The organism is Bradyrhizobium sp. BLXBL-01, from assembly GCF_051853025.1.
GTDB lineage: Bacteria > Pseudomonadota > Alphaproteobacteria > Rhizobiales > Xanthobacteraceae > Bradyrhizobium.
The window spans coordinates 6282582-6303952 of sequence record NZ_CP182471.1 but is presented as its reverse complement, the minus strand read 5'-3'; the positions used below and the strand labels follow the sequence as shown (position 1 = coordinate 6303952).

At 65.6% G+C, this 21371-nt stretch carries 15 protein-coding genes; 8 read left to right on the top strand and 7 right to left on the bottom strand.

Going from position 1 to position 21371, the window contains the following annotated elements; all coding sequences use genetic code 11:
• Positions 1 to 239 precede the first annotated feature (239 nt).
• The 5 genes from ACNJYA_RS29330 to ACNJYA_RS29310 form a co-directional block, all read right to left on the bottom strand.
• Positions 240 to 3392: an efflux RND transporter permease subunit gene (locus ACNJYA_RS29330; RefSeq protein WP_439401136.1), complete on the bottom strand. Its 3153-nt coding sequence runs from the start codon at positions 3390 to 3392 to the stop codon at positions 240 to 242.
• Positions 3393 to 3404: 12 nt separating this feature from the next.
• Entirely contained in the window at positions 3405 to 4598 is a 1194-nt protein-coding gene (locus tag ACNJYA_RS29325; RefSeq protein ID WP_025034426.1) for an efflux RND transporter periplasmic adaptor subunit, read from the bottom strand.
• 400 nt (positions 4599 to 4998) lie between these two features.
• The gene (locus ACNJYA_RS29320; protein WP_439401135.1) at positions 4999 to 6072 is read right to left on the bottom strand and encodes a hypothetical protein; all 1074 of its coding nucleotides are present in this window, start codon (positions 6070 to 6072) and stop codon (positions 4999 to 5001) included.
• An 82-nt stretch (positions 6073 to 6154) separates the two neighbouring features.
• Positions 6155 to 7645 carry a flavin-containing monooxygenase gene (locus tag ACNJYA_RS29315; protein WP_439401134.1) on the bottom strand — a complete coding sequence of 497 codons (1491 nt, stop codon included), beginning with the start codon at positions 7643 to 7645 and terminating at the stop codon, positions 6155 to 6157.
• Between the two features lie 99 nt (positions 7646 to 7744).
• On the bottom strand, positions 7745 to 8194 hold the full coding sequence (locus ACNJYA_RS29310; protein WP_024339447.1) for a cupin domain-containing protein: 450 nt from the start codon (positions 8192 to 8194) through the stop codon (positions 7745 to 7747).
• Between the two features lie 187 nt (positions 8195 to 8381).
• On the opposite strand from ACNJYA_RS29310, the gene ACNJYA_RS29305 reads away from it, so the two are divergent.
• Entirely contained in the window at positions 8382 to 9407 is a 1026-nt protein-coding gene (locus ACNJYA_RS29305) for an AraC family transcriptional regulator (RefSeq protein ID WP_439401133.1), read from the top strand.
• A gap of 8 nt (positions 9408 to 9415) precedes the next feature.
• On the opposite strand, the gene ACNJYA_RS29300 is transcribed toward ACNJYA_RS29305, so the two are convergent.
• A complete protein-coding gene (locus ACNJYA_RS29300) occupies positions 9416 to 11281 on the bottom strand; it encodes an ATP-binding protein (RefSeq protein ID WP_439401132.1) in 1866 nt (621 codons plus the stop codon).
• 121 nt (positions 11282 to 11402) lie between these two features.
• A complete protein-coding gene (locus ACNJYA_RS29295) occupies positions 11403 to 12035 on the bottom strand; it encodes a cupin domain-containing protein (RefSeq protein WP_212254532.1) in 633 nt (210 codons plus the stop codon).
• A gap of 219 nt (positions 12036 to 12254) precedes the next feature.
• Between ACNJYA_RS29295 and ACNJYA_RS29290 the strand changes: the two genes are divergently transcribed.
• The 7 genes from ACNJYA_RS29290 (at position 12255) to ACNJYA_RS29260 (ending at position 21132) form a co-directional block, all read left to right on the top strand.
• Positions 12255 to 13946, top strand: a complete 1692-nt coding sequence (locus tag ACNJYA_RS29290; protein ID WP_439401131.1) for a peptide ABC transporter substrate-binding protein — start codon at positions 12255 to 12257, stop codon at positions 13944 to 13946.
• 27 nt (positions 13947 to 13973) lie between these two features.
• A complete protein-coding gene (locus ACNJYA_RS29285; RefSeq protein ID WP_212254533.1) occupies positions 13974 to 14924 on the top strand; it encodes an ABC transporter permease in 951 nt (316 codons plus the stop codon).
• Between the two features lie 4 nt (positions 14925 to 14928).
• Entirely contained in the window at positions 14929 to 15804 is an 876-nt protein-coding gene (locus ACNJYA_RS29280) for an ABC transporter permease (protein ID WP_212254534.1), read from the top strand.
• Positions 15805 to 15857: 53 nt separating this feature from the next.
• Positions 15858 to 17186, top strand: coding sequence for an NAD(P)/FAD-dependent oxidoreductase (locus ACNJYA_RS29275; RefSeq protein WP_439364081.1), 1329 nt, complete (start codon positions 15858 to 15860; stop codon positions 17184 to 17186).
• Positions 17187 to 17193: 7 nt separating this feature from the next.
• The gene (locus ACNJYA_RS29270; RefSeq protein WP_439364080.1) at positions 17194 to 18120 is read left to right on the top strand and encodes a 2-hydroxyacid dehydrogenase; all 927 of its coding nucleotides are present in this window, start codon (positions 17194 to 17196) and stop codon (positions 18118 to 18120) included.
• Positions 18121 to 18315: 195 nt separating this feature from the next.
• The gene (locus tag ACNJYA_RS29265; protein ID WP_439401130.1) at positions 18316 to 20172 is read left to right on the top strand and encodes an ABC transporter ATP-binding protein; all 1857 of its coding nucleotides are present in this window, start codon (positions 18316 to 18318) and stop codon (positions 20170 to 20172) included.
• A gap of 444 nt (positions 20173 to 20616) precedes the next feature.
• Positions 20617 to 21132 carry a hypothetical protein gene (locus ACNJYA_RS29260; RefSeq protein WP_172786837.1) on the top strand — a complete coding sequence of 172 codons (516 nt, stop codon included), beginning with the start codon at positions 20617 to 20619 and terminating at the stop codon, positions 21130 to 21132.
• The last annotated feature ends 239 nt before the right edge of the window (positions 21133 to 21371 follow it).

Here is a 21371-nt window from a genome sequence, read left to right as displayed (position 1 = left end):
GGAGCCAGTCTGGATTGCTTCCGCCTTCGCCAAGGCTTCGGCGGACAAGTCGCTGCGCTCGCAATGACGAGGGGCGCGCGGACGATCGCTCATTCCGCCCATGATGCCATTCTGCCAGTGTTTTGCCCGACGGAGCAAGTCGATTCGGCAAGACCGAAATTCTCGTAAGCCTTTTCAACCCCATCCCTACTGTGCATGGGGTTGTTTTCGCACTTTTGTTTCGAGCGGACCAAAAGCAGCTAAGGCTTCACCTCCGCCACCGCCTTCACCGCCTTCTTGCTCGCCCGCCAGTTCTCGAAGCGCTGCACCACCACGAAGAACGCCGGCACGAACAGCACCGCAAGGCAGGTCGAGGCCAGCATCCCCGAGAACACGGTGATGCCGATCGACTTGCGCGCGCTGGCGCCGGCGCCGGTGGCGAGCACCAGCGGCACGACGCCGAGGATGAAGGCGAACGAGGTCATCAGGATCGGGCGGAAGCGGGCGCGCGCCGCCTCGATCGCGGACTCCAGGATCGGCTTGCCGTCGCGGCCGTGCAGCTCGAGGCCGACCTCGACGATCAGGATCGCGTTCTTCGCCGACAGCGCGATGAGCAGGATCAGGCCGATCTGGCAATAGAGGTTGTTGTCGATCTTGAGGGCGGAGAGGATCAGCATCGGCCCGAGCAGCGACAGCGGCACGGCGAGGATCACCGAGATCGGCGCATACCAGCTCTCGTATTGGCCGGCGAGCACGAGATAGACCAGCAGCATGGCGAGCCCGAACACCCAGTAGATCTGGTTGCTGACCGCCTTCTCCTGATAGGACATCGCGGTCCATTCATAGCCGGTGCCCGGCGGCAGCGTCTTGTCCGCGATCTCCTCCATCAGCTTCAGCGATTGGCCGGAAGAGTAGCCCTGCGCCGGCAGGCCGATCACGGTCGAGGACGGATAGAGGTTGTAGAGGCTGATCAGCGACGGACCCGTGGCCGGCGTGATCTTGGCGACGGTGCCGATCGGGATCATGTCGCCGTTCGAGTTGCGCACCTGCATGTTGGCGATGTCGCGCTCGGTGACGCGGAACGCCGGATCGGCCTGGGTGTAGACCTGGAACACGCGGCCGAACTTGTTGAACTGGTTGACATAGGACGAGCCGAGATAGGTCGACAGCGCCGAGAACACCTGATCTGTCGTCACGTGCAGCGTCTGGGTCTTGACGCGGTCGATCTCGACGTTGAATTGCGGCACCGACGAGCGGAACGAGGACTGCACGCGCTGCAGCGCGCTCTGGCTCTGGCCATTGCTGACCATCGCGCCGGTGATGGCCTGCAGCTTGGCGAAATCGCTGTTGCCGTCGCGCAGCTCGACCTGCATCGAGAAGCCGGCGGCGTTGCCGATGCCCTGGATCGGCGGCGGCGGCAGCACGATGGTGCGGGCCTCCATGATGGCCGCGAGCTTGTCGTTGAGGCCAAAGACCAGCGAGCGCAGATCCTCGCCTGGCCCTTTGCGCGCGTCCCAGTCCTTCAGGATGATGTAGGCGACGCCGGCATTGGCGAGGCTGGCGCTGTTGTCGAGCGCGGAGATGCCGGCGATGGTGATGACCTGCGCTACGCCGGGCGTGTCCTTGATCAGCCCGCTCGCTTTGTCGAGCACGGCCTGCGTCCGCTCCAGCGCGGCGCCGTCGGGCAGCTGCACGGCGGCGATCAGATAGCCCTGGTCCTCGATCGGCAGGAAGCCGGTCGGCACCCGCGACAGGCCGTAGCCGCTGGCTGCGATGACCAGCAGCGCGAACGCGACCGAGATGGTGGCGTGCTTGACCAGAAACGTGATCAGCCTGGTGTAGCCGCGCTCGAGGCGGTTGTAGACCGCATTGAAGCCCCGATAGAAGAAATTGCGCTGCTCCGGCGGCACCGCCGGCCGCAGCCACAGCGCGCATTGCGTCGGCTTCAGCGTCGCTGCGTTGATGGCGGAGAGCAGCGCGGTGGCAGCGATCACCAGCGCGAATTGCGAGTAGATGCGTCCCGTCAGTCCTGCGAGGAACGAGGCCGGCAAAAACACAGAGATCAGCACCAGCGTGATGCCGACGATCGGCGCGAACAGCTGGTCCATGGCGCGGATCGCGGCGTCGTGGCCGTTCATGCCCTGCTCGATGTTGTGGGCGGCGCCTTCGACCACGACGATGGCGTCGTCGACCACGATGCCGATTGCAAGCACGATCGCAAACAGCGTCGACATGTTGATGGTGAAGCCGAGCGCCGCCATCGCCGCGAAGGCGCCGATGATGGTGACGGGCACGGTCGTCGCCGGCACCAGCATCGCGCGCCAGTCCTGCAGGAAGACGAGGATCACGACCAGCACCAGCAAGCCGGCCTCGATCAAGGTCATGTAGACCTCGTGCACCGAGGCCTCGACGAACTTGGTGGTGTCGAACGGCGTGTCGTACTTGATGCCTTCGGGGAAGCGCTTGGCGAGCTCGGCCATCTTCTTCTCGACGGCCTGCTCGACCTGGAGCGCGTTGGCGCCGGGCGACTGGAACACGCCGATGCCGGTGGCCGGCTGCTTGTTGAGCGAGAAGATCTGGCTGTAGGTCTGCGCGCCGAGCTCGACCCAGCCGACGTCGCGCACCCGCGTGACGTCGCCGCTCGAGCCTGTCTTGACGATGATGTTCTCGAACTGGCCGGCGTCGTCGAGCCGTCCGTTGACGTTGAGCGTGTACTGGAACGCCTGTCCCGGCGGCGTCGGCGGCGCGCCGACCTGGCCGGCTGAGACCTGCTGGCTCTGCTGCTGGATTGCGTTGATGACGTCCTGCGGCACCAGGCCCCGCACCTGCAGCTTGTTGGGATCGAGCCAGATCCGCATCGAATATTGGCCGGCGCCGAACACGGTGACGTTGCCGACGCCGGGCAGGCGCGAGAGCTCGTCGCGGATGTTGATGGTGGCGTAGTTGCTCAAGTAAAGGCTGTCGTACCTCGCATCCGGCGAGGTCAGCGTCACGAACAACAGGATCGAGGTCGACCGCTTCTGCACGGTGACGCCCTGGTTCTGCACGGCTTGCGGCAATTGCGACAGCGCGCTGGAGACACGGTTCTGCACCAGCACCTGCGCGAAGTTGAGGTCGGTGCCGATCTTGAAGGTGACGGTCAGCGTGTAGGTGCCGTCGGAGCCGCTGTAGGACTGCATGTACAGCATGTCCTCGACGCCGTTGACCTGCTGCTCGATCGGCAGCGCCACGGTGTCGATCACCGTCTTGGCGCTGGCGCCGGGATAGCGCGTGGTGACCTGCACGGTCGGCGGCACCACGTCGGGATATTGCGCGATGGCGAGATTGAACAGCGCGACGCCGCCGATCAGGATCATCAGGAGCGCGATGACGTTCGAGAGGACCGGCCGCTCGATGAAGAACTTTGAGATCATGGCTGGCAGCCCTTACTTGCTCGAGGCCTGCGACTGCTCGATCTTCGTCATCTGCGGATCGATCTTCTGGCCCGGGATGACGCGCAAGAGCCCCGCGGTCACGACGCGGTCCTCCGGCTTCAGGCCGCTTTCGATCACGCGCAGCCCGTTGTCGACCGGGCCGATCTGCACCTTGCGCTGCTCGACGACGTTGTCGCTGTTGACCACCAGCAGATAACGGCCGCCCTGGTCGCTCCCGAGCGCGGTGTCGGGAACGAGGAGCGCGCTCTTCTCCTGGTCGAAGGGCACGCGGACGCGGACGAAATAGCCGGGCAGCAGCACCCGCTTGTCGTTGGGGACGAGGCCGCGCACCGCCAGCGTGCCGGTCGATTGATTGAGGGTCGGCGAGACGTAGTCGAGCTTGCCCTCATGCGGATAGCCGGTCTCGGTCTGCAGCCCCACTTGAATCGGGAATTGCTTCATATCCGTGGGCGTCAGTCCGCGGCGGGCCGCCTCGGCGCGGATGCGCAGCACGTCCTGCTCGTTGACGGTGAAGTTCACATAGATCGGGTCCATCGCGACGATGGTGGCGAGCTGGGTCGGCGAGGAGACGCCGACCAGTTCGCCGACCGAGACCATGTGCGCGCTGACGACGCCGTCGAACGGCGCGGTCACCCTGGTGTAGCCGTAATTGACCTCCGCCAGCCTCGTATTGACCTGGGCCTGCTGGAGGTTGGCCTGAGCGTTGTCACGGGTCGATGTCGAGGTGTCGAGGGTGGACTGCGAGACCGCCTGGCGCTGCACCAGCTCGACCTGCCGCTTGTAATCGGCTTCGGTCTGCTTGACCGTGGCTTGCGCGCCGACCTCCGCGGCCTTCGCCTGCTCGACCTTGAGCTTGTAGGTCTCAGGCTCGATCGTGAACAGCTGGGTGCCCTGCTTGACGAACGTGCCGTCCTGATAGTCGATCGTTTGCAGAAAGCCCTGCACGCGCGCGACGAGATCGACGCTCTTGATCGGCGCCGTGTTGCCGGTGGCCTCGACGTAGCGCGTCACCGGGCGCTGCACCGGCGTCGCGACGTCCACCTTGGGCGGCGGCGGCGCCACGAACGTGTTCTTGTCCTCGCAGCCGGCGAGCATGATCACGGCGGTCGCGGCGGAAAGGACCTGCCCGATACGCGTCCACGCTTCTTTGCGTCGTGCGGGAGAGGTGGGATTCGCGCGCGTCATTCGGTGGTCCCCGATTGCTGTCTGTCGGTGCGGCAGGCTACCAACAAATGCGCGGCCGCGAAACACCATAGCCATGGCGGTCACGTGCCTTGCACTGCAAACGGCGGCGTGCCCTTTGGCAGATTTATTTGCGACAAATCGCTTTTATCTGTCGGAACGATTCGCCGATCCGGACGGAGTAATGTTCCCGGCGGGAGCGGAGCGAAGCAATCCGGGATCGTTCCGCGGTGGAAGCCTGGATTGCTTCGTCGCAAGGGCTCCTCGCAATGACGGCGGATGTGTGCGAGGGCGCGCCGCGCGCTCCGTCATTGCGAGCGAAGCGAAGCAATCCAGAGTCTGTCCGCGGGGGCACTCTGGGTCGCTTGCCCGCAAAGCCTTGGCGCGGCGTTCGACCGCCTCCTCAGCGGCCCCTGATCTCCGCGTATTTCGCCATCGCCTTCTCGAACTTGCGGTTGAACAGCCACATCGCAGCGAGGATCTCGCGGTAGCTTGCCGAGGTTTTCGCCCGGTCGGCCCGTCCGAAGGCAAAGATGCTGTTGTTGCGCAGGTGCTTCATGATCGTGGGGCTGGAAACCCCATAGTTCAGGAGATCGCCGGATTTGAGCGCCGACCGCGTCGGGGTGGGAACGATCTGGATCAGCTCGAACAGCTTCATCTGGTCGATCGGGTCGGGCAGCGTCTTCACGATTTTCGGGATCTCACGAAACAGATCGGCGTGCGCGTTCATCAGGCCGTCGCGCACATTGGTCCAGTGGTTGAAGCGGTGATCTGTGCCGCGGGCGCGCGCCTCCTCCTTGTCGTCGCGTGCGCTCAGGTGCGGATCGATCGCGGCGATGTCGCCCTTGATGGCCTCCCATTTCCGCCTGCCGTTGCGGTCTTCGGAGGGGCCGGTCTGGAAGCTGCCCATATAGGTGTTCGAGCGCGCATTGCGGACATTCTGCTTGCCGTTGGTCTCCGCAAAGAACAGCCCGAGGCTGATCCGCCCGGCAGCTTCGGCATGTTCGGGGGCGAGGCCCTTGGCGCGCGCAATCGCAACGGCAAGATCGATGACGTCCCTGAATGGTGTCGGCGAGCTCTGCGCGCTCGCAGGCGGCGCCTCCATGAGGTCGAACAGCCTGCCGTATTCGTCGACCAGCGGCTCGATCTCGGCATCGAAGTAGGCCGGAGGAATCTCGAACTTGTTCGGCCGGCCGATCCGCGACGGCATGACGTCGGTGAGGTCCTTGTAAGCACTGATCACGGCGACGCGCGCGAGATAGAGCGCCTGTCCCGGCAGGTTCGGCAGCGGCTCCTTCGCCTCGATCTGGCGCCGCCGCTCGGCGAGGATGGATTTGAAGTCGCCGAGCGCGCGCTCGTAGGCCGCGAGCGCCTCCGACTGCTGTGGTGTCGGCGCCGCCTTCTGCGCTACGGCGGGCGCCGCGACGAGGAAGGCAGCAGCCGCAAGGGCCGCGGCGGCAAGTCGTCTCGATCCCATGGCCGATCCTATGGCTGGTTCCCCTCGATTCGGTGGCCAGCGAGATCGTAAACGTCGGAGGCGAGCTGCCGCAATTCCCCTCTCACGCCGCCCGGTAGTCCGGCGCCGTCGCCAGGAACTTGGCGTAAGCATCCGCATCCGGCGGCTGGAAGCGCCCCGCGAGCCCGCCGCGCTTCTGCTGCTTCGTGCCGATGTCGGCCATCAGCTCGTCGAAATGGCGGTAGTGATAGGGCGCGACGCAGAGGCCGCCATAGACGCCCGCGGCCGGCCGCTCGACGCGCCTGAAGTGCAGCATCATCTCGATGTTGTCGCGCATTGCCTGTGCCGTCGGCTGCTTCGCGAGCTGGCCGTCGGCATAACGCACCAGCCAGTTGGCCGCGAGGTCGGCGCACAGCACGGTGCAGAATGAGGAGTTGAAGCCGACGAAGCCGAGCTCGGGCAGATCAGGATTGGCGATCAGGCGATAGAGCCGGTACTGCCCGTCGGCATCGACCAGCTTCGCTTGATAGGCCTCGGGCAGGAACGGCACGCCGAGCTTGTAGCCAATCGCGAGCACCGCGACGTCGGCGCCCACGCGTTCGCCGCCGCTCATCACGATGCTGTCGCCCTCATAATGGTCGAACGTGCCGAACACGGCCTTGATGCGGCCGTCGGCGACCATCGGATAGAAGTCAGGCGTTGCGATCGGCACCGAGCAGTTGACGCCGTCCTCGATCCGCTCCTTCGGCACCATGTTGCAACGGGCGAGCTTGAGCTGCGCCTTCAGCAGGCTCTCCAGCCCGCGCCAGTTCGCCCAGACCAGCGGCGCGGCGATGCGATGCGCGAGCCGCCCCATCGCGCCGATGCCCCAGCCGGGAAACATCTCCTCCTGCGCGCGGATGTAGAGGATGCGCTTGAAGTTCACGAGACCGCCGATGAAATAGGGAATGCGCCAGACCGGCTCGCGCATCACGATCGTGACCTCGCGCGCGCCTGACTTCACCGCGTTCACGGCGATGTCGGTCGCGGACTTCGAGCCGCCGAGCACGACGACGCGGCGTCCTTTCGCCAGCGTCGGATCGCCGTATTTCGACGAATGCAGGATCTGGCCGCCCTGCGCCAGAAAGCCGCCCTCGCCGGGGCAATGCAGCTCGCGCGGCTCGTTGAATTGCCCGGTGCAGACCGCGACGAAATCGAAATCCTCGTTCGTGCCCGTGCCGTTCTTATCCTTCAAGACCAGTGTCCATCCCGGTCTGCTGTCGGCACGGCGCGCCATGCCGGCGACTTCGGTGTTGAGCCGCAGCATGTGGTCGAGGCCGAAGCTTTTGGCATAGTTGGCGAGATAAGCGTGGACCTGCGGCCCGGTCGGCCATTCCGGATAGGCCTCCGGCATGGCGCGGTCGGTGTAGCGGTAGAGCTCCTTCGGGCTCTGGGTCTGCACCTCTGGGTAGGAGCGCGCCGGCTCCCAGACGCCGCCGAGATCTGAGCTGCGCTCGACGATGGTGACGCGGTGGCCTCGGGTGGAGAATGCTTTCGCGGCGGCAAGGCCGGAGACGCCGGCGCCGATCACGCAGACATGTTTTGGGCTGACCATGGGATTGCTCGATGTGTTTGGCGCGCAAGCGACCGCGTTCGGCCGCAAGGCGCGGCCGGCCGGGCTGCGAGCAGATGGAAGCGGAGGAAGCGGCGACGGCTAGTCGTTGGCCTCGGGCGGCAGGAAGTCGACCTCATGCAGCGCCGAGATGCGCACGACTTCCGCGGGGTCGGTCAGATTGTGCAGCTGGTTGAACAGCGCCTCCAGCTTCTGCATCGGCGAGACCCAGAACAGCGCCCGGCACGGCTTGTCGGATTTGTTGAAATAGCCGTGCGGAATGCCGCGGGGCATGCGCACGAGGTCGCCGGCATGGGCCTTGACCCATTGACCGTCGAGCTTGAGATCGAGCGTGCCTTCCTGCACCAGGATGAACTCGTCCTGGGTCGGGTGGATGTGCACCGGCACGAACTGGCCGGGATCGCTGTTGGTTTCGAATGCGAAGGTGGAATCGGTCACGGCCTTGGGGAAATAGACCTGGCCGAGGATGTTCCAGCTCTTGCCGCCATAGCCCGTGCCGTTGGCGGTAATGCCTTTTTCGAGTGCAGTCATGGCTTGCTCCTCATGGATTCCGGCGGGGACGGAGCATCGGCCGGGGACGGGCCGCCTGTCTATCCGCTAAACGAATCCGGAGCGCCTGTTGCCGTGCAGCACGATGATTTTGCGAGTTGCGCCCCTTTTCGCGCCCGCGGAACTATTATAGGCTTAAAGTAATTCCGGGCGCGAAGCATGGTCGACGATGTCCGCAGCCGAGCTGGAAATGAGCGCAAGAGCCTCTGCAGCCGAACGGCTTGCGGCCTTCGACCGCGTCACCACGGACGACGTCGACGAGGCGGCCGAGCAGATCGGGCGCATCTTCTGCCCGCATGATCTCAGGCCGACGAAGGCGCGGGCGGCCGGCTTCTCGGCCCGACACAATTGCGCGGGCTTCGACGGCTTTTCCATTAATTACGTCGCCTATGGCGGATCGGTCAGCATCGATCCCGGCTGCCTCGAGCGCTTCTTCCTGGTGCAGGTCCCGCTCGCGGGCAGCGCCCGCATTCGTGCCGGTCATCGCGAGCTCGATGCGGCGCCGGGCCGGACGGCATCGCTGCTGTCGCCGACCATTCCGACCCGGATGATGTGGAGCGATTGCGCACAGGCGATCCTGCTGCTCGACCGCCGCATGGTCGAGCAGCGCGCCGCGGCCTTGTCGGGCAGGGCGACCGGGGCGGTCGAGTTCGATCCGGTGATCGAGCTGGATGCGCCGTCGGGGCGGGCCCTGCAGGCCCGGCTCGCCGAACTGATGACGCTCGCCGAGCGTCTCGGTCCATCGGGCCGGCTGTCGCCGGTCGCAATGGCCGATCGGCGCGAAGCGCTGCTCGATCATCTCCTCAACGGGCAGCGGCATAGCCACTCGGATGCGATTGAAACCTTCTCGGGCCAGGCCGAGCGCCTGCCGCGCGCGCTCCGCGCCGCACGCGACCATCTGGCCGACAATGCCGGCGAGCCGCTCGATCTCGCGCAGCTCGCCTGCGCCTCCGGCATCGGCATCCGCGCGCTGCAGCTCGGCTTCCGCCGTCACTTCGGCCTGTCGATCTCGCAGATGCTGCTCGACATGCGCCTCGCCGGCCTTAACGCGCGCCTCGCGCAGGCCGCGCCCGATGCCTCCATCACCGAGATCGCGTTCGATCTCGGCTTCACCCATCTCGGCCGCATGGCCGGCGCCTACCGCGAAAAGTTCGGCGAGACGCCATCGGCGACGCTGCGCCGAAGGATGAGCTAGCGCGGACGCTACTTCCGCGACCGCGTCGTGCCACTATCTTCCGCGGCCTGCCTGCGCAGAAACGCCTCGACGTCGGCCTGCACCGAGTAGGGCGTCGGGATCGCGTCGCCGGCGGAATCGACTGCGGTGTCGAGGCTGCGCCGCAGCAGGCGTGCCAGCTCGGCCTTGCGGTAGGGCTTTCGCAGCAGCGGCGCACCCATGGTGGCGCGTCCCTGTGTATGCAGGGAATCGTAGGCGTAGCCGGAGGTAAAGAGGACCCGCAAGGACGGTCGTGCGGCCACCATCTGCTCGGCGAGCTCGCGTCCGTTCATGCTGCCGGCCATCACGATGTCGGTGAAGAGCAGGTCGAACGCGAACGGGGTGCCTTCGGCCGCGATGGCGAGGGCCTCGGTCGCATCGGCGGCGGGGATGACCTTGTAGCCGAGCCCTTCGAGCTGGACCGTGACGTAGTGTCGGACTTCGCGGTCGTCCTCGACACAGAGGATGGTTTCGGTCCCGCCGACGATCTTGCGATCGTCGTAGCCGGTCGGGCGCAGCGTGCTCGCCTCCGCCTTCGGCAGGTAGATCGTGAAGATGGTGCCGCGTCCTTCTTCCGAGGCGACCTTGATGCCGCCGCCGGACTGCTTGACGAAGCCGAACACCATGCTGAGCCCGAGCCCCGTGCCTTTGCCGACCTCCTTGGTCGAGAAGAACGGATCGAAGATGCGTTCGAGAATGGCCTGCGGAATGCCGGTGCCGGTGTCGGTAATCTCGATCTCGACATAGTCGCCGGCATAGCCGGCACCGACCGCCAGGGCCTCGCGCACGCCGAACACGACGTTGCGCGTCGTCAGCGTCAGCCTGCCGCCGTCCAGCATGGCATCGCGGGCATTGATGGCGAGGTTGAGCAGCGCCGAGCTCAATTGCCCGCGGTCGGCGTAGGCCAGCCAGACGTTGCCGCCCAGCTTCGTCACGATCTCGATCTTCTTGTCGAAGGTTGCGAGCAGCAGCTTGGCGAGCTCCTCGATGAGCTCGTTGACGTCGATCTCGGCCGGCTGCAGCGCCTGCTTGCGGGCAAAGGAGAGCAAGCTCGACGTCAGCGCGGCGCCGCGATCGGCGGCCTCGCTGATCAGCTTGGTGATGGTCGCGAGCGGCGGGTTGTCCTTGACGGCGTCGGCGAGGATCTCGATCGTGCCTGTTATCACCGTGAGCATGTTGTTGAATTCATGCGCGATGCCGCCGGTGAGCTGCCCGACAGCGTCCATCTTCTGGGATTGGATCAGCTGCTCCTCGGCAGCGCGCGTCTGGGTGATGTCCCTGACGAAGGTGTTGATGATGGAGCGCTCTTCGATCCGCAACACCGTGCTGGACGCCTCGACCAGAATTTTATCGCCGTTCCTGTGCACCAGGGTGACTTCGAAGCGCATGCCGGCCGGCGCGGCGGACAATTCCGGAACGAGGCGCGCCATGCGTTGCCTGAAGCCGGCGCGCAGCGGCTCGGCGACGAGAAGATCGACGACGTCGGCGCCCCGCGCCTCCTGCCGCGTCCATCCGGTCAGCGCCTCCGCCTGAAAGCTCCACTCCAGCACGGTGCCGCTCTCGTCGATCTGAATGTAGGCATCGAGCGCGGTCTTGATGACGGCTTGCATCATGTGCGTGTTGGTCTGCGCCTGCCCGGCCAGCAGCTCAGCGGTGCGTATTTCCCGCGACGTCTCGATCGCACGCGCGCAGAGAAGGACGAGCAGCACCGCCACGGCGGCGCTGACCAAGAGCGCGAGGAGCTGGGCCGTGCCGAATTCGGCACTGCCGGTCGCCAGAGAGGAGGCGAGGAAGGCTGCAGCAGTCATGATGGCCTGTGCGGCCAACGCGAGGGTCAGAAGCCTCCTGAGTTTCATGGTCTCACACCAAAGACGCCGGCCGCCCCCGCCGCTTCGCGAGCTGCGGGCATCATGTGAGCTACAGACTAGGCGCGGCGGCGTCGAGGGGCAATTTCCGGTGGTGCGGGACGGGGCCGCTTCAACCCGCCGGCGAGTCGGTCTGCCGCAGCGTCGTCACCCAGATCACGCGCGCCACCTGCTGGGTCGGGTTGTCGAACATGTGCGGCACGATGCTCGGAAAACGAAAGCTGTCGCCGGCTTCCAGCACATGGGCCTGACTGTCGAGCCACAGCCGCAGGCTGCCCGCGAGGATGTAGCCCGCCTTCTCGCCGGTGTGCTGCAGGAAGTCGGTGCCGGAGGAGGCGCCGGGGTTGAGCGTGAGCTCGTAGAGCTCGAGCTGGCCTTTGCCTTCCGGGGTCAGCGCTTCCTTGACGACGCCGCTGGCGGTGAGCCGCAGCAGCCTCCGGTTGCTCTTGCGCACGATGTAGCGCTGCCCGTCGGCGGGATCGCTACTCTCGAAGAAATAGGAGATGGGGACATCGAGCGCGATGCCGAGCAGGCGCAGGGTGCGGATCGAGGGCATCGCGCGTGCGCGTTCGAGCTGGCTGATCATGCCGGTGGACAGGCCGGTCTTGTTGGCGACGTCCTGGATCGAAAGGCCGGCGCGCTGCCGCAGCAGCCGCACGGTTTCACCCAGGCGCTGGTCGACCGCATCGTCAGCTTCGATCGTGGAAGCGTCCTTGGTGCCGTTGGTATCGCCGCGACCATCCATGTCGCTCTCCCATGCATCATCTCAGCCTCGGGCATCGCGCCTCGTGGCTTCAGTCGGATTGAAAAGCGAACGCATTCTAGCAATGCGATTGACAGCTGTATTTAGTCGTGATGAACTTTTGGAAGAAAAATTTAGAAGCACTAAAGCCCACTCCTGTCCCTTTGCCGGGGTCTCGGGGGCGCGGGAGACGGTGCCGCGTGCGGAAACGGAGAGTGGGTCATGGCAGACGACACCGGCAAGTTCGGCGTTGGGGCAGGGCATCTCGGCATTCCGAATCGCCGTCAATTCTTCCAGCTCGGCGCAGGCGCGGCGGCGGGATGGACGCTTTCGAGCAGTGCGTTGGCCCAGACTGAACGCCCGACCGCTCCGCCGGACAAGCCGCGCGGGCAGGTGATCGCGGCGCTGTCGCAGGAGCCGACCGTCTTTCATCCCTTGATGCCGGGCATCGAGGTCGATCTGGGCATCTGGTGGCAGGTGTTCTCGCCGCTCTGGTACATCGATCCCGACGGCAAGTTCGTCCCCGACCTCGCCCGCGAAGTCCCGACCCTCGAGAATGGCGGCCTGTCGGCGGATGGGTTGACCTGGAAGATCAAGCTCCGCAGCGACGTGAAGTGGCACGACGGCACGCCGTTCACGGCGGAGGATGTCAAATTCTCCATCGAGCTGATCAACAATCCCGGTTTCCGTGCGCGCAGCCGGGTCGGCCACAGCCTTGTCAAGGACATCACCGTCGTGGCGCCCGACGAGATCCATTGGCGGATGGAAGCGCCCTATTCGCCCTATATGTCGATCCTGGCGTCGTTCACCTTCATCGTGCCCAAGCACATCCTGGAGAAGGTATCCGATCCGAACGCCTCACCGTTCCACAATGCGCCTGTCGGGACCGGCCCGTTTCGCTGGGGCGAGCGCGTGCCCGGCGACCATATCCAGTTGAACGCCCACACCGGTTATCATGGCAAGGGGCCGTACCTCGAACGCGTGGTCTTCAAATACATCCCTGATCTCACCGTGCTCTACACCCAGTTCCGCACCGGTCAGGTCGACTATACGGGCCTGCAAGGCATCTTGCCGAACTTCGTGCAGGAGGCAAAGACGCTGAAGGGCCGCAAGATCTTCGTTTCGTCGACGTCCTCGGTAGAGCATATCGCGCCGAACCTGGATTTTGGCCCTTTCACCGATCGTGCCGTGCGCGAGGCGCTCTATCTCGGCATCAACAAGCAGGCGATCATCGACGCGCTCTATTACGGCCTGCCGACGCAGACCGAGAGCTTCGTGCCGCAGCAGGCCTGGTCGTTCCAGCAGGGGCTGCCGCAGCACAAATACGATCCTGCCAAGGCCAACGCGCTGCTCGACGCCGCGGGCTGGGTTCGCGGCGCCAGCGGCATTCGCGAGAAGGGCGGCGTCAAGCTCGAGTTCGCCAACTCGACGACGGCGGGCAGTGCCGTGCGCGAACAGTGCCAGCAGCTCCTGATCCAGGACTGGCGGGCCATTGGCGCGGCGATGCGCGTCAACAACATGCCGGCGGCCGTGATCTGGGGCGACTTCTGGCAGCAATCGAAGTTCAATTCGGTGATCGTCGGCGTGAACTTCATGCTGGGCAGCGACCCCGACGTGACGCCGCGCTTCGGCTCCGGCGCCATTCCCGCCAAGGGCGGCCGCGGCTACAACACGTATCAATATCAGAGCGCGGAGGCCGACCGGCTGCTGTCTCAAGGCGCCAAGCAATTCGACCTGGCGCAGCGCAAGGCGACCTATGGCGAGCTGCAAAAGCTGATCCGCAACGACCTCGCCATCCTGCCGCTGTTCCAGGGCTTCATCGCCGAGGGCATCAAGGAGGGGCTGCAAGGCTTCCGTCCCAACATCAACATGTCGATCAACAGCTGGAACATGCGCGAATGGTATTGGGCGTGATGCGTCCAATGCGCTGGATCGCCTGAGATGGCCCGTTACGTCGTCAACCGCCTCGCCCAGGCGATCATGCTGCTCGTGATCGTCTCGGGAATCGGCTTTGCCATCCTGCATCTGGCGCCCGGCGGCCCGCTGTCGCAGTTTGCCGTCTCCGGGCAGATGACGCAGGAGGATCTCGACCGCGTCACCAGGCAGCTCGGTCTCGATCGGCCGCTGCCGATCCAGTATCTCGACTGGTTCGGCCGCATGGTGCGGGGCGATTGGGGCAAATCCTATCGCGACGGCGAGCCGGTGCTGTCGGTGATCTCCTCGCATCTCGGCGCCACGCTGGAGCTGATGGCGACGGCGACCATCATCGCGGTGCTGCTCGGCTGCTGGATCGGCATCCTTGGCGCGCTGCGCCGCTACTCGTTGTTCGATACGCTCGCCACCGTCGGCGCCATGATCGCGCTGTCGATCCCGACGTTCTGGTTCGGTCTCGTCACCATCTACGTCTTCTCGGTCAAGCTCGGCTGGCTGCCGGCGGGCAATCGGCACACCATTGGCGACGGCTCCTTCCTCGACCTGCTGCATCATCTGATCGCGCCGGCCGTGGTGCTGGCGCTGGTCGAGACCGCGATGTGGGGCCGCTTCATGCGCTCCTCGATGCTCGAGGTGATCAACCAGGACTACATCCGCACCGCGCGCGCCAAGGGCATGCCGGAATGGCGCATCCTCACGGTGCACGCGCTGCGCAATGCGCTGTTGCCGATGATCACGGTCGCCGGCCTGCAGTTTCCGACCCTGCTCGGCGGCGCGCTGGTGGCGGAGACCGTGTTCACCTGGCCGGGCATGGGCCGGCTGTTCCTCGATTCCATCGGCTACCGCGATTATCCCGTGGTCATGGGTATCCTGATGTTCTCGGCGACGATGGTGCTGATCGGCTCGCTGCTCGCCGACATCCTCTATGCCGTCGTCGATCCGCGCATCCGGGTGGGCTGAAGCGATGGCGACCGCAACCCTCTCCACCGTTCAGCTCGCGCCCGGCCAGGCCGCGTGGCGGCGCTTCCGCCGGCATCGGCTGGCGCTCGCGGGCGCATTGATCATTCTGGTGCTCGTGCTCGGCTCGGCCTTCGGTCCCTATCTGCTGCCGTTTGACGACACCTATATCGACATCATGAAGCGGTTCGCGCCGCCGCTCTCCGGCGCGCATATCCTCGGCACCGACGAGCTCGGCCGCGACGTGCTGGCGCGGCTGTTGATGGGCGGGAGGGTCTCGCTGTCGATCGGCATCGTCGCGATGGTGATCGCGATGGCGGTCGGCATCGTCGTCGGCGCCTTTGCCGGCTTCTATGGCGGCGCCGTCGGCGCGGTGCTGATGCGGCTCGTCGACGCCGTGCTGTGCTTTCCGACCATCTTCCTGCTGCTGGCGCTCGCAGCGCTCACCGAGCCCGGCCTCGTCACGACCACCGTGCTGATCGCGGCGACGGCCTGGATGGCGGTCGCGCGCGTCGTCGAGGCCCAGGTGCGCTCGTTGCGCGAGCGGGAATTCGCGGTGGCCGCGCTCGCCTTCGGCTCCTCGAACCTGCGCATCATGTTCCGCGAGCTCGTGCCCAACGCGATCGCGCCGATCGTCGTTGCCGCGACGCTCAACGTCGCCAAGGCGATCCTGCTCGAATCCTATGTCAGCTATCTCGGCTACGGCATCCAGCCGCCGGCGGCGAGCTGGGGCAACATGCTCAACAATGCGCAGATCTATCTGACCAGCGCGCCCTGGCTCGCGATCGCGCCTGGCGTCGCCATCACGCTCGCGGTGACCAGCTTCAACTTTCTCGGTGACGGCCTGCGCGACGCGCTCGATCCGCGAATGAACATCCCCTGACGCGCAAGACTGTCTGACGCGCAAGACCTCGAACTGAACTCCAGGAGTGCCCCATGTCCCCGCCGCTCAACCGCATCAACAGCGACGAACGCCTGCCGGCGCAGGTGGATGTCGTCGTCATCGGCGGCGGCGTGATCGGCGTATCCGCGGCCTATCATCTGGCGAAGAAGGGCCACTCCGTCGCGCTGGTCGAGAAGGGCCATGTCGGCGGCGAGCAGTCGAGCCGCAATTGGGGCTGGTGCCGCCAGCAGGGCCGCGCCCGCGAGGAGATCCCGCTCGCGCGCGAGGCGCTGCGGCTATGGGAGGACATGCAGAACGATGCCGGCGTCGATGCCGGCTTCCGCCGCACCGGCGTCTTGTTCCTCACCAAGAGCAAGGACGAACTCGCCGGCTGGGAGCGCTGGGCCGCGGTCGCGCGCGAGCAGCAGGTCCACTCCACCGTCCTGACGCCGGCGGAGGTCGCCGAGCGCATGCCTGGTAATGCCGACACATGGGTCGGCGGCCTGCACACGCCGAGCGATGGCCGCGCCGAGCCGTCGATGGCCGTCCCTGCGCTCGCCACCGCCGCGCGCAAGCACGGCGTCACCATCCATCAGGGCTGCGCCGCGCGCGGGCTGGAGACGACAGGCGGGCGTGTCAGCGCCGTCGTCACCGAGAAGGGTACCATCCGCACGCAGTCGGTGCTGCTGGCGGGCGGCGCGTGGTCGTCGCTGTTCTGCCGCCGCCACGGCATCGAGCTGCCGATCGGCCTCGTCAACGCCACCGCGTGCCGGACCACGCCGGGACCGGAGATCACCTCCGGCGCGCTCGGCACCGATTTCTACTGCATCCGCCGCCGCCTCGACGGCGGCTTCACGCTGGCGTTGCGCAACCGCGGCACGGTCGAGCTGTCGCCGGACCTGTTCCGTTACGCGCGCACGTTCTGGCCGACCTATCAGCACCGCAAGAACGGATTGAAGCTCTCGTTCGGCAAGACGTTCTTCGACCAGCTCATGCGCGGCACCAGCTGGAGCTTCGACAAGCCGTCGCCGTTCGAGGCCGAGCGCGTGCGCGATCCCGCGCCCGACATGTCGCTGGTCAATGCGGCGCTGGCGGCGCTGATCAAGTCGAACCCCGGGCTGAAGGACATCGAGATCGCAGAAGCCTGGGGCGGCACCATCGACTGCACGCCCGACACCATTCCGGTGATCTCGCCGGTCGACGCGCTGCCGGGCTTCTTCCTCGCCACCGGCTTCTCGGGCCATGGCTTCGGCATCGGTCCCGCGGCCGGCAAGCTCGCCGCCGACATCGTGACCGGCTCGACGCCGCTGGTCGATCCCGCCGCTTACAGCCACAAGCGCATGATCGACGGCCGTCGGCTCGCGCCGGTCAGCCCGTTCTGAGGCGGGCATGACGGTTCTCTACAAGGCCAACATGGTGCGCGGCGCCGAGTGGGCGCGCTTCTTCGCGGAACGCGCGCCCGACATCCCGTTCCGGCTCTGGCCCGACATCGGCGATCCCGCCAATGTGCGCTATCTCGTGGCCTGGGTGCCGCCGGACGCCATCGCGACGACGTTCCCGAATCTGGAGCTGGTCTTCTCGGTCGGCGCCGGCGTCGATCAGTTCGACATCACCAAGTTGCCGCCGCATGTTCCGCTGGTCCGCATGATGGAGCCCGGCATCACCGATCGCATGGTCGAATATGCCTGCATGTCGGTGCTGGCGCTGCATCGCGATCTCGTGCAGTTCATCGCCCAGCAGCGCGATCAAGTCTGGCGCGAACTGCCGGCGACGTACACGAGCGAGCGGCGTATCGGCGTGATGGGGCTCGGCCAACTCGGCCAGGCGGTGCTGGAACGGCTCAAGACGTTCGGCTTTCCGCTCTCGGGGTGGAATCGTTCGCCGCGCGAGATCGAAGGCGTCACCTGTTACGCGGGCGCCGACTCGTTACCGGATTTCCTGGGGCAGAGCGACATTCTGGTCTGCCTGCTGCCGTTGACCTCGGAGACGCGCGGCATCCTCAACGCCAAGCTGTTCGTGCGCCTGCCGCGCGGTGCCCGGCTGCTCAATGTCGGGCGGGGCGGGCATCTGGTCGAGGCCGACCTCATCGCTGCGCTGGACAGCGGTGCGCTGTCGGCTGCCGTGCTCGACGTCGCCGAGCCCGAGCCGCTGCCTGCGGGCCATCCGTTCTGGAGCCATCCGCGCATTCTCCTGACCCCGCACATCGCCAGCACGACAAAGCCGGAAACGGCGGTCGGCTATGTGCTTGATACCATCGCGCGACACCGCCGCGGCGAGGCCTTGCCGGGGCTGGTCGATCGCAAGCGGGGGTACTGAGGTCATGATGGGAACACCGGTGCAGCCACGAGCGAAGTTCACTTCTCCCGCTTGCGGGAGAGGTCGGCGCGCAGCGCCGGGAGAGGGCTCTCTCCTCTTGGGGGTTCTCGCTTGCGGAGACACCCTCTCCCCAACCCTCGCCCGCAAGCGGGGGAGGGAGCGCACCTTCTTCGCGGCAGGCCTTGAGGTCTACCTATGACCAGCGCCGCGACCAAACCCATCGTTGCCCAAGCCCCCGTGCTGTCGGTCGCCGGCCTCACCACCTCCTTCATGCTCGAGCGGCAATGGCTTCCCGTCGTCCGCAATGTCTCGTTCGACATCGCGCCCCGGGAAACCGTGGCGATCGTCGGCGAGTCCGGTTCGGGCAAGAGCGTGACCGCGCTGTCGATCATGCGGCTCATTCCGAAGGAGATCGGCCGCGTCGAGGGGCGGGTCATGCTGTCGGGGCGCGATCTGCTCGCGCTGCCCGAGGCGGGCATGAAGGACATCCGCGGCAATGACGTCGCCATGATCTTCCAGGAGCCGATGACGAGCCTCAATCCGGTGCTCACCATCGGCTTCCAGATCGCCGAAGCGCTGATCCAGCATCGCGGCCTGTCGCGCGCGGCGGCGGAGGCGGAGACCATCCGCCTGCTCGATCGCGTCCGCATCCCGGCGGCGGCATCGCGCTTCCACGAGCATCCGCATCGCTTCTCCGGCGGCATGCGCCAGCGCGTGATGATCGCGATGGCGCTGGCCTGCAAGCCGAAGCTCCTGATTGCGGACGAGCCGACCACCGCGCTCGACGTCACCATCCAGGCCCAGATCCTCGAGCTCTTGAAGGAGCTTCAGCAGGAGGAGGGGATGTCGATCCTCTTCATCACCCACGACATGGGCGTAGTCGCCGAGATCGCGGACCGCACCGTGGTGATGTATGGCGGGCAGGCGGTGGAGACGGATGCCACCGCGCGCATTTTCGCCGCGCCTGCGCATCCCTACACGCGCGCGCTGCTCGCGGCCGTGCCGCGCCTCGGCTCGATGGATGGGCGGCCGCGGCCGATGCGGTTTCCGATCGTCGACAAGGTGACGGGCACATCGGACGAGCCGTCCGAGACGCCTGACACGGTCTCACCCGCCGCGCCGCCTTTGCTCGAAGTCTCAAATCTCACCACGCGCTTTCCGATCCGCTCGGGCCTGTTAGGCAAGGTCTCGGGCCGCGTCCATGCGGTCGAGAACGTCTCCTTCACCTTGCGTGCCGGCGAGACATTGGCCCTGGTCGGTGAATCCGGCTGCGGCAAGTCGACCACCGGCCGCTCCATCCTGAAGCTGACGGAGCCGGACAGCGGGACGGTCCTGATCGACGGCCAGGATGTGCTGGCCATGAACGGCCGAGCCTTGCGCGATGTGCGCAAGCACATGCAGATCGTGTTTCAGGACCCGTTCGCGAGCCTCAATCCGCGCATGTCGGTGGGAACGGCGATCGCTGCGCCCTTGCTTGCCAACGGACTCGCGACGGCGTCGCAGGCGCGCGACAAGGTTGCCGACCTGCTCGTCCGCGTCGGCCTCTCAGCCGACATGGCCGCGCGCTTCCCGCACGAATTCTCCGGCGGCCAACGCCAGCGCATCTGCATCGCGCGCGCGCTCGCGCTCGGGCCGAAGCTGATCGTCGCCGACGAAGCGGTCTCGGCGCTCGATGTCTCGGTGAAGGCGCAGGTCGTCAACCTGATGCTCGACCTGCAGGCCAGCATGGGCCTCGCCTATCTCTTCATTTCCCACGACATCGCCGTGGTCGAGCGCATGAGCCACCGCGTCGCCGTGATGTATCTCGGCGAGATCGTCGAGATCGGCCCGCGCGCATCGGTGTTCGGCAACCCCCAGCATCCCTACACCAGGAAGCTGATGGCCGCCGTGCCGGTGCCCGACCCGTCACGCCGCGGCACGCGACGCCAGGCCTCCAACGACGAGATCAGAAGCCCGGTCCGCGCGCCGGATTATCAGCCGCCGGTTCGGCAATATCGCGAAGTGACGCCCGGCCACGTGGTGCAGGTGTGGGGCGAGGAATGGTCGGCCTGAGGCTGCGAGCTTCACGAAACCAAGCGCGGATCTTTGATTTCGGCCAGACGTGATCAGCTTGCTGACCAACCGCGCGTTGCAGATCCAGCGTGTTCGCCTTCCGTTATCGCACAATGCAGACGCGTCCTCCGGAAATTGTGACCGAATAGAGCGACAGGGAGGAGCCGTGTGTGAACCGCTTCATACGCGATCGCTCTTTTTCGGAATTACCACTCATCCAACGAAATTGCCGCACCCGGATCATTTCAAACACGGGTGAGACGCAATGCCTGCGCAGCCACATGCTCGCAGCTTTGGATTGGCTCCGTCTCGTTCACGAGCAAAGCCGGTCCCATCACTCAGCAAAGATCCTTCAGTAATTTGGAATGAAAGGGCATCGCGCAACTCATGCAGCTTCTGTTCGGGGTCGGCCGGTAGGCTGCTACTTACTCAGAAGGAGCTCCTATGAAGATAAGCAGCGCAATTTCCAGCGCCTTCTCTGCAACAAGGCGCGTCGGCAATCTTCGGATCGCCCGTTCCAGTCTGATTAAATCGGCCCATCTTCTTGAAAGAATCGGGCTGGCCGCCGTTGGGGCCTCTGGCGGCCTCTATGTTGGAGCGACCCTGTTACGTCAGAAAGCCGGACTGTTTGAAAGCGGCTGGATCGTCCTGATAACGATGCTCTACGGAGCGCTTGGCTATTACGTGGGGATTGATTTGTCCGGCAATGGTGCACAGAAGCCGACATCGAGTATCTCGGAAGAATGGAACGGTTCCGAGCCGGTCGAGATCATGAGTGCGGCGGGAACGTTTGGCGCGGCAATCGCTGCAACTCTCTCCGTCAGCATCCTTGTCCTTGATCAAAATCTGCCTAACGGCCTGATCGGCTTTGTTGCCGGCTGCTGGGTGGTTGGTTCTTCGCTTCAGGTTGCGGCGGGCACGATGGCTCGCAGTTATGAAGCGCCTATCAGCGAGCAGTGAAGGAAGCTGCGGTCGCGGAGAACGTCCGCTTGGCACAAGCCGCAGTGCTGGTTCGGCTCTGGTTCGAAACGACCGCGACGATTCTTCGCAACCTCTGCCGTCCAATGCTGCGTGCCGACGATGTTTGGTAGCAAGCCTGTTCGCATCGAGCTGCGTCACCGCTTGAACGCAATATCGGTATTGAGAAACCTAGGTTATCGCGCAACAAACAAAACGTGCCATCATGGTGGTGTTGGTAT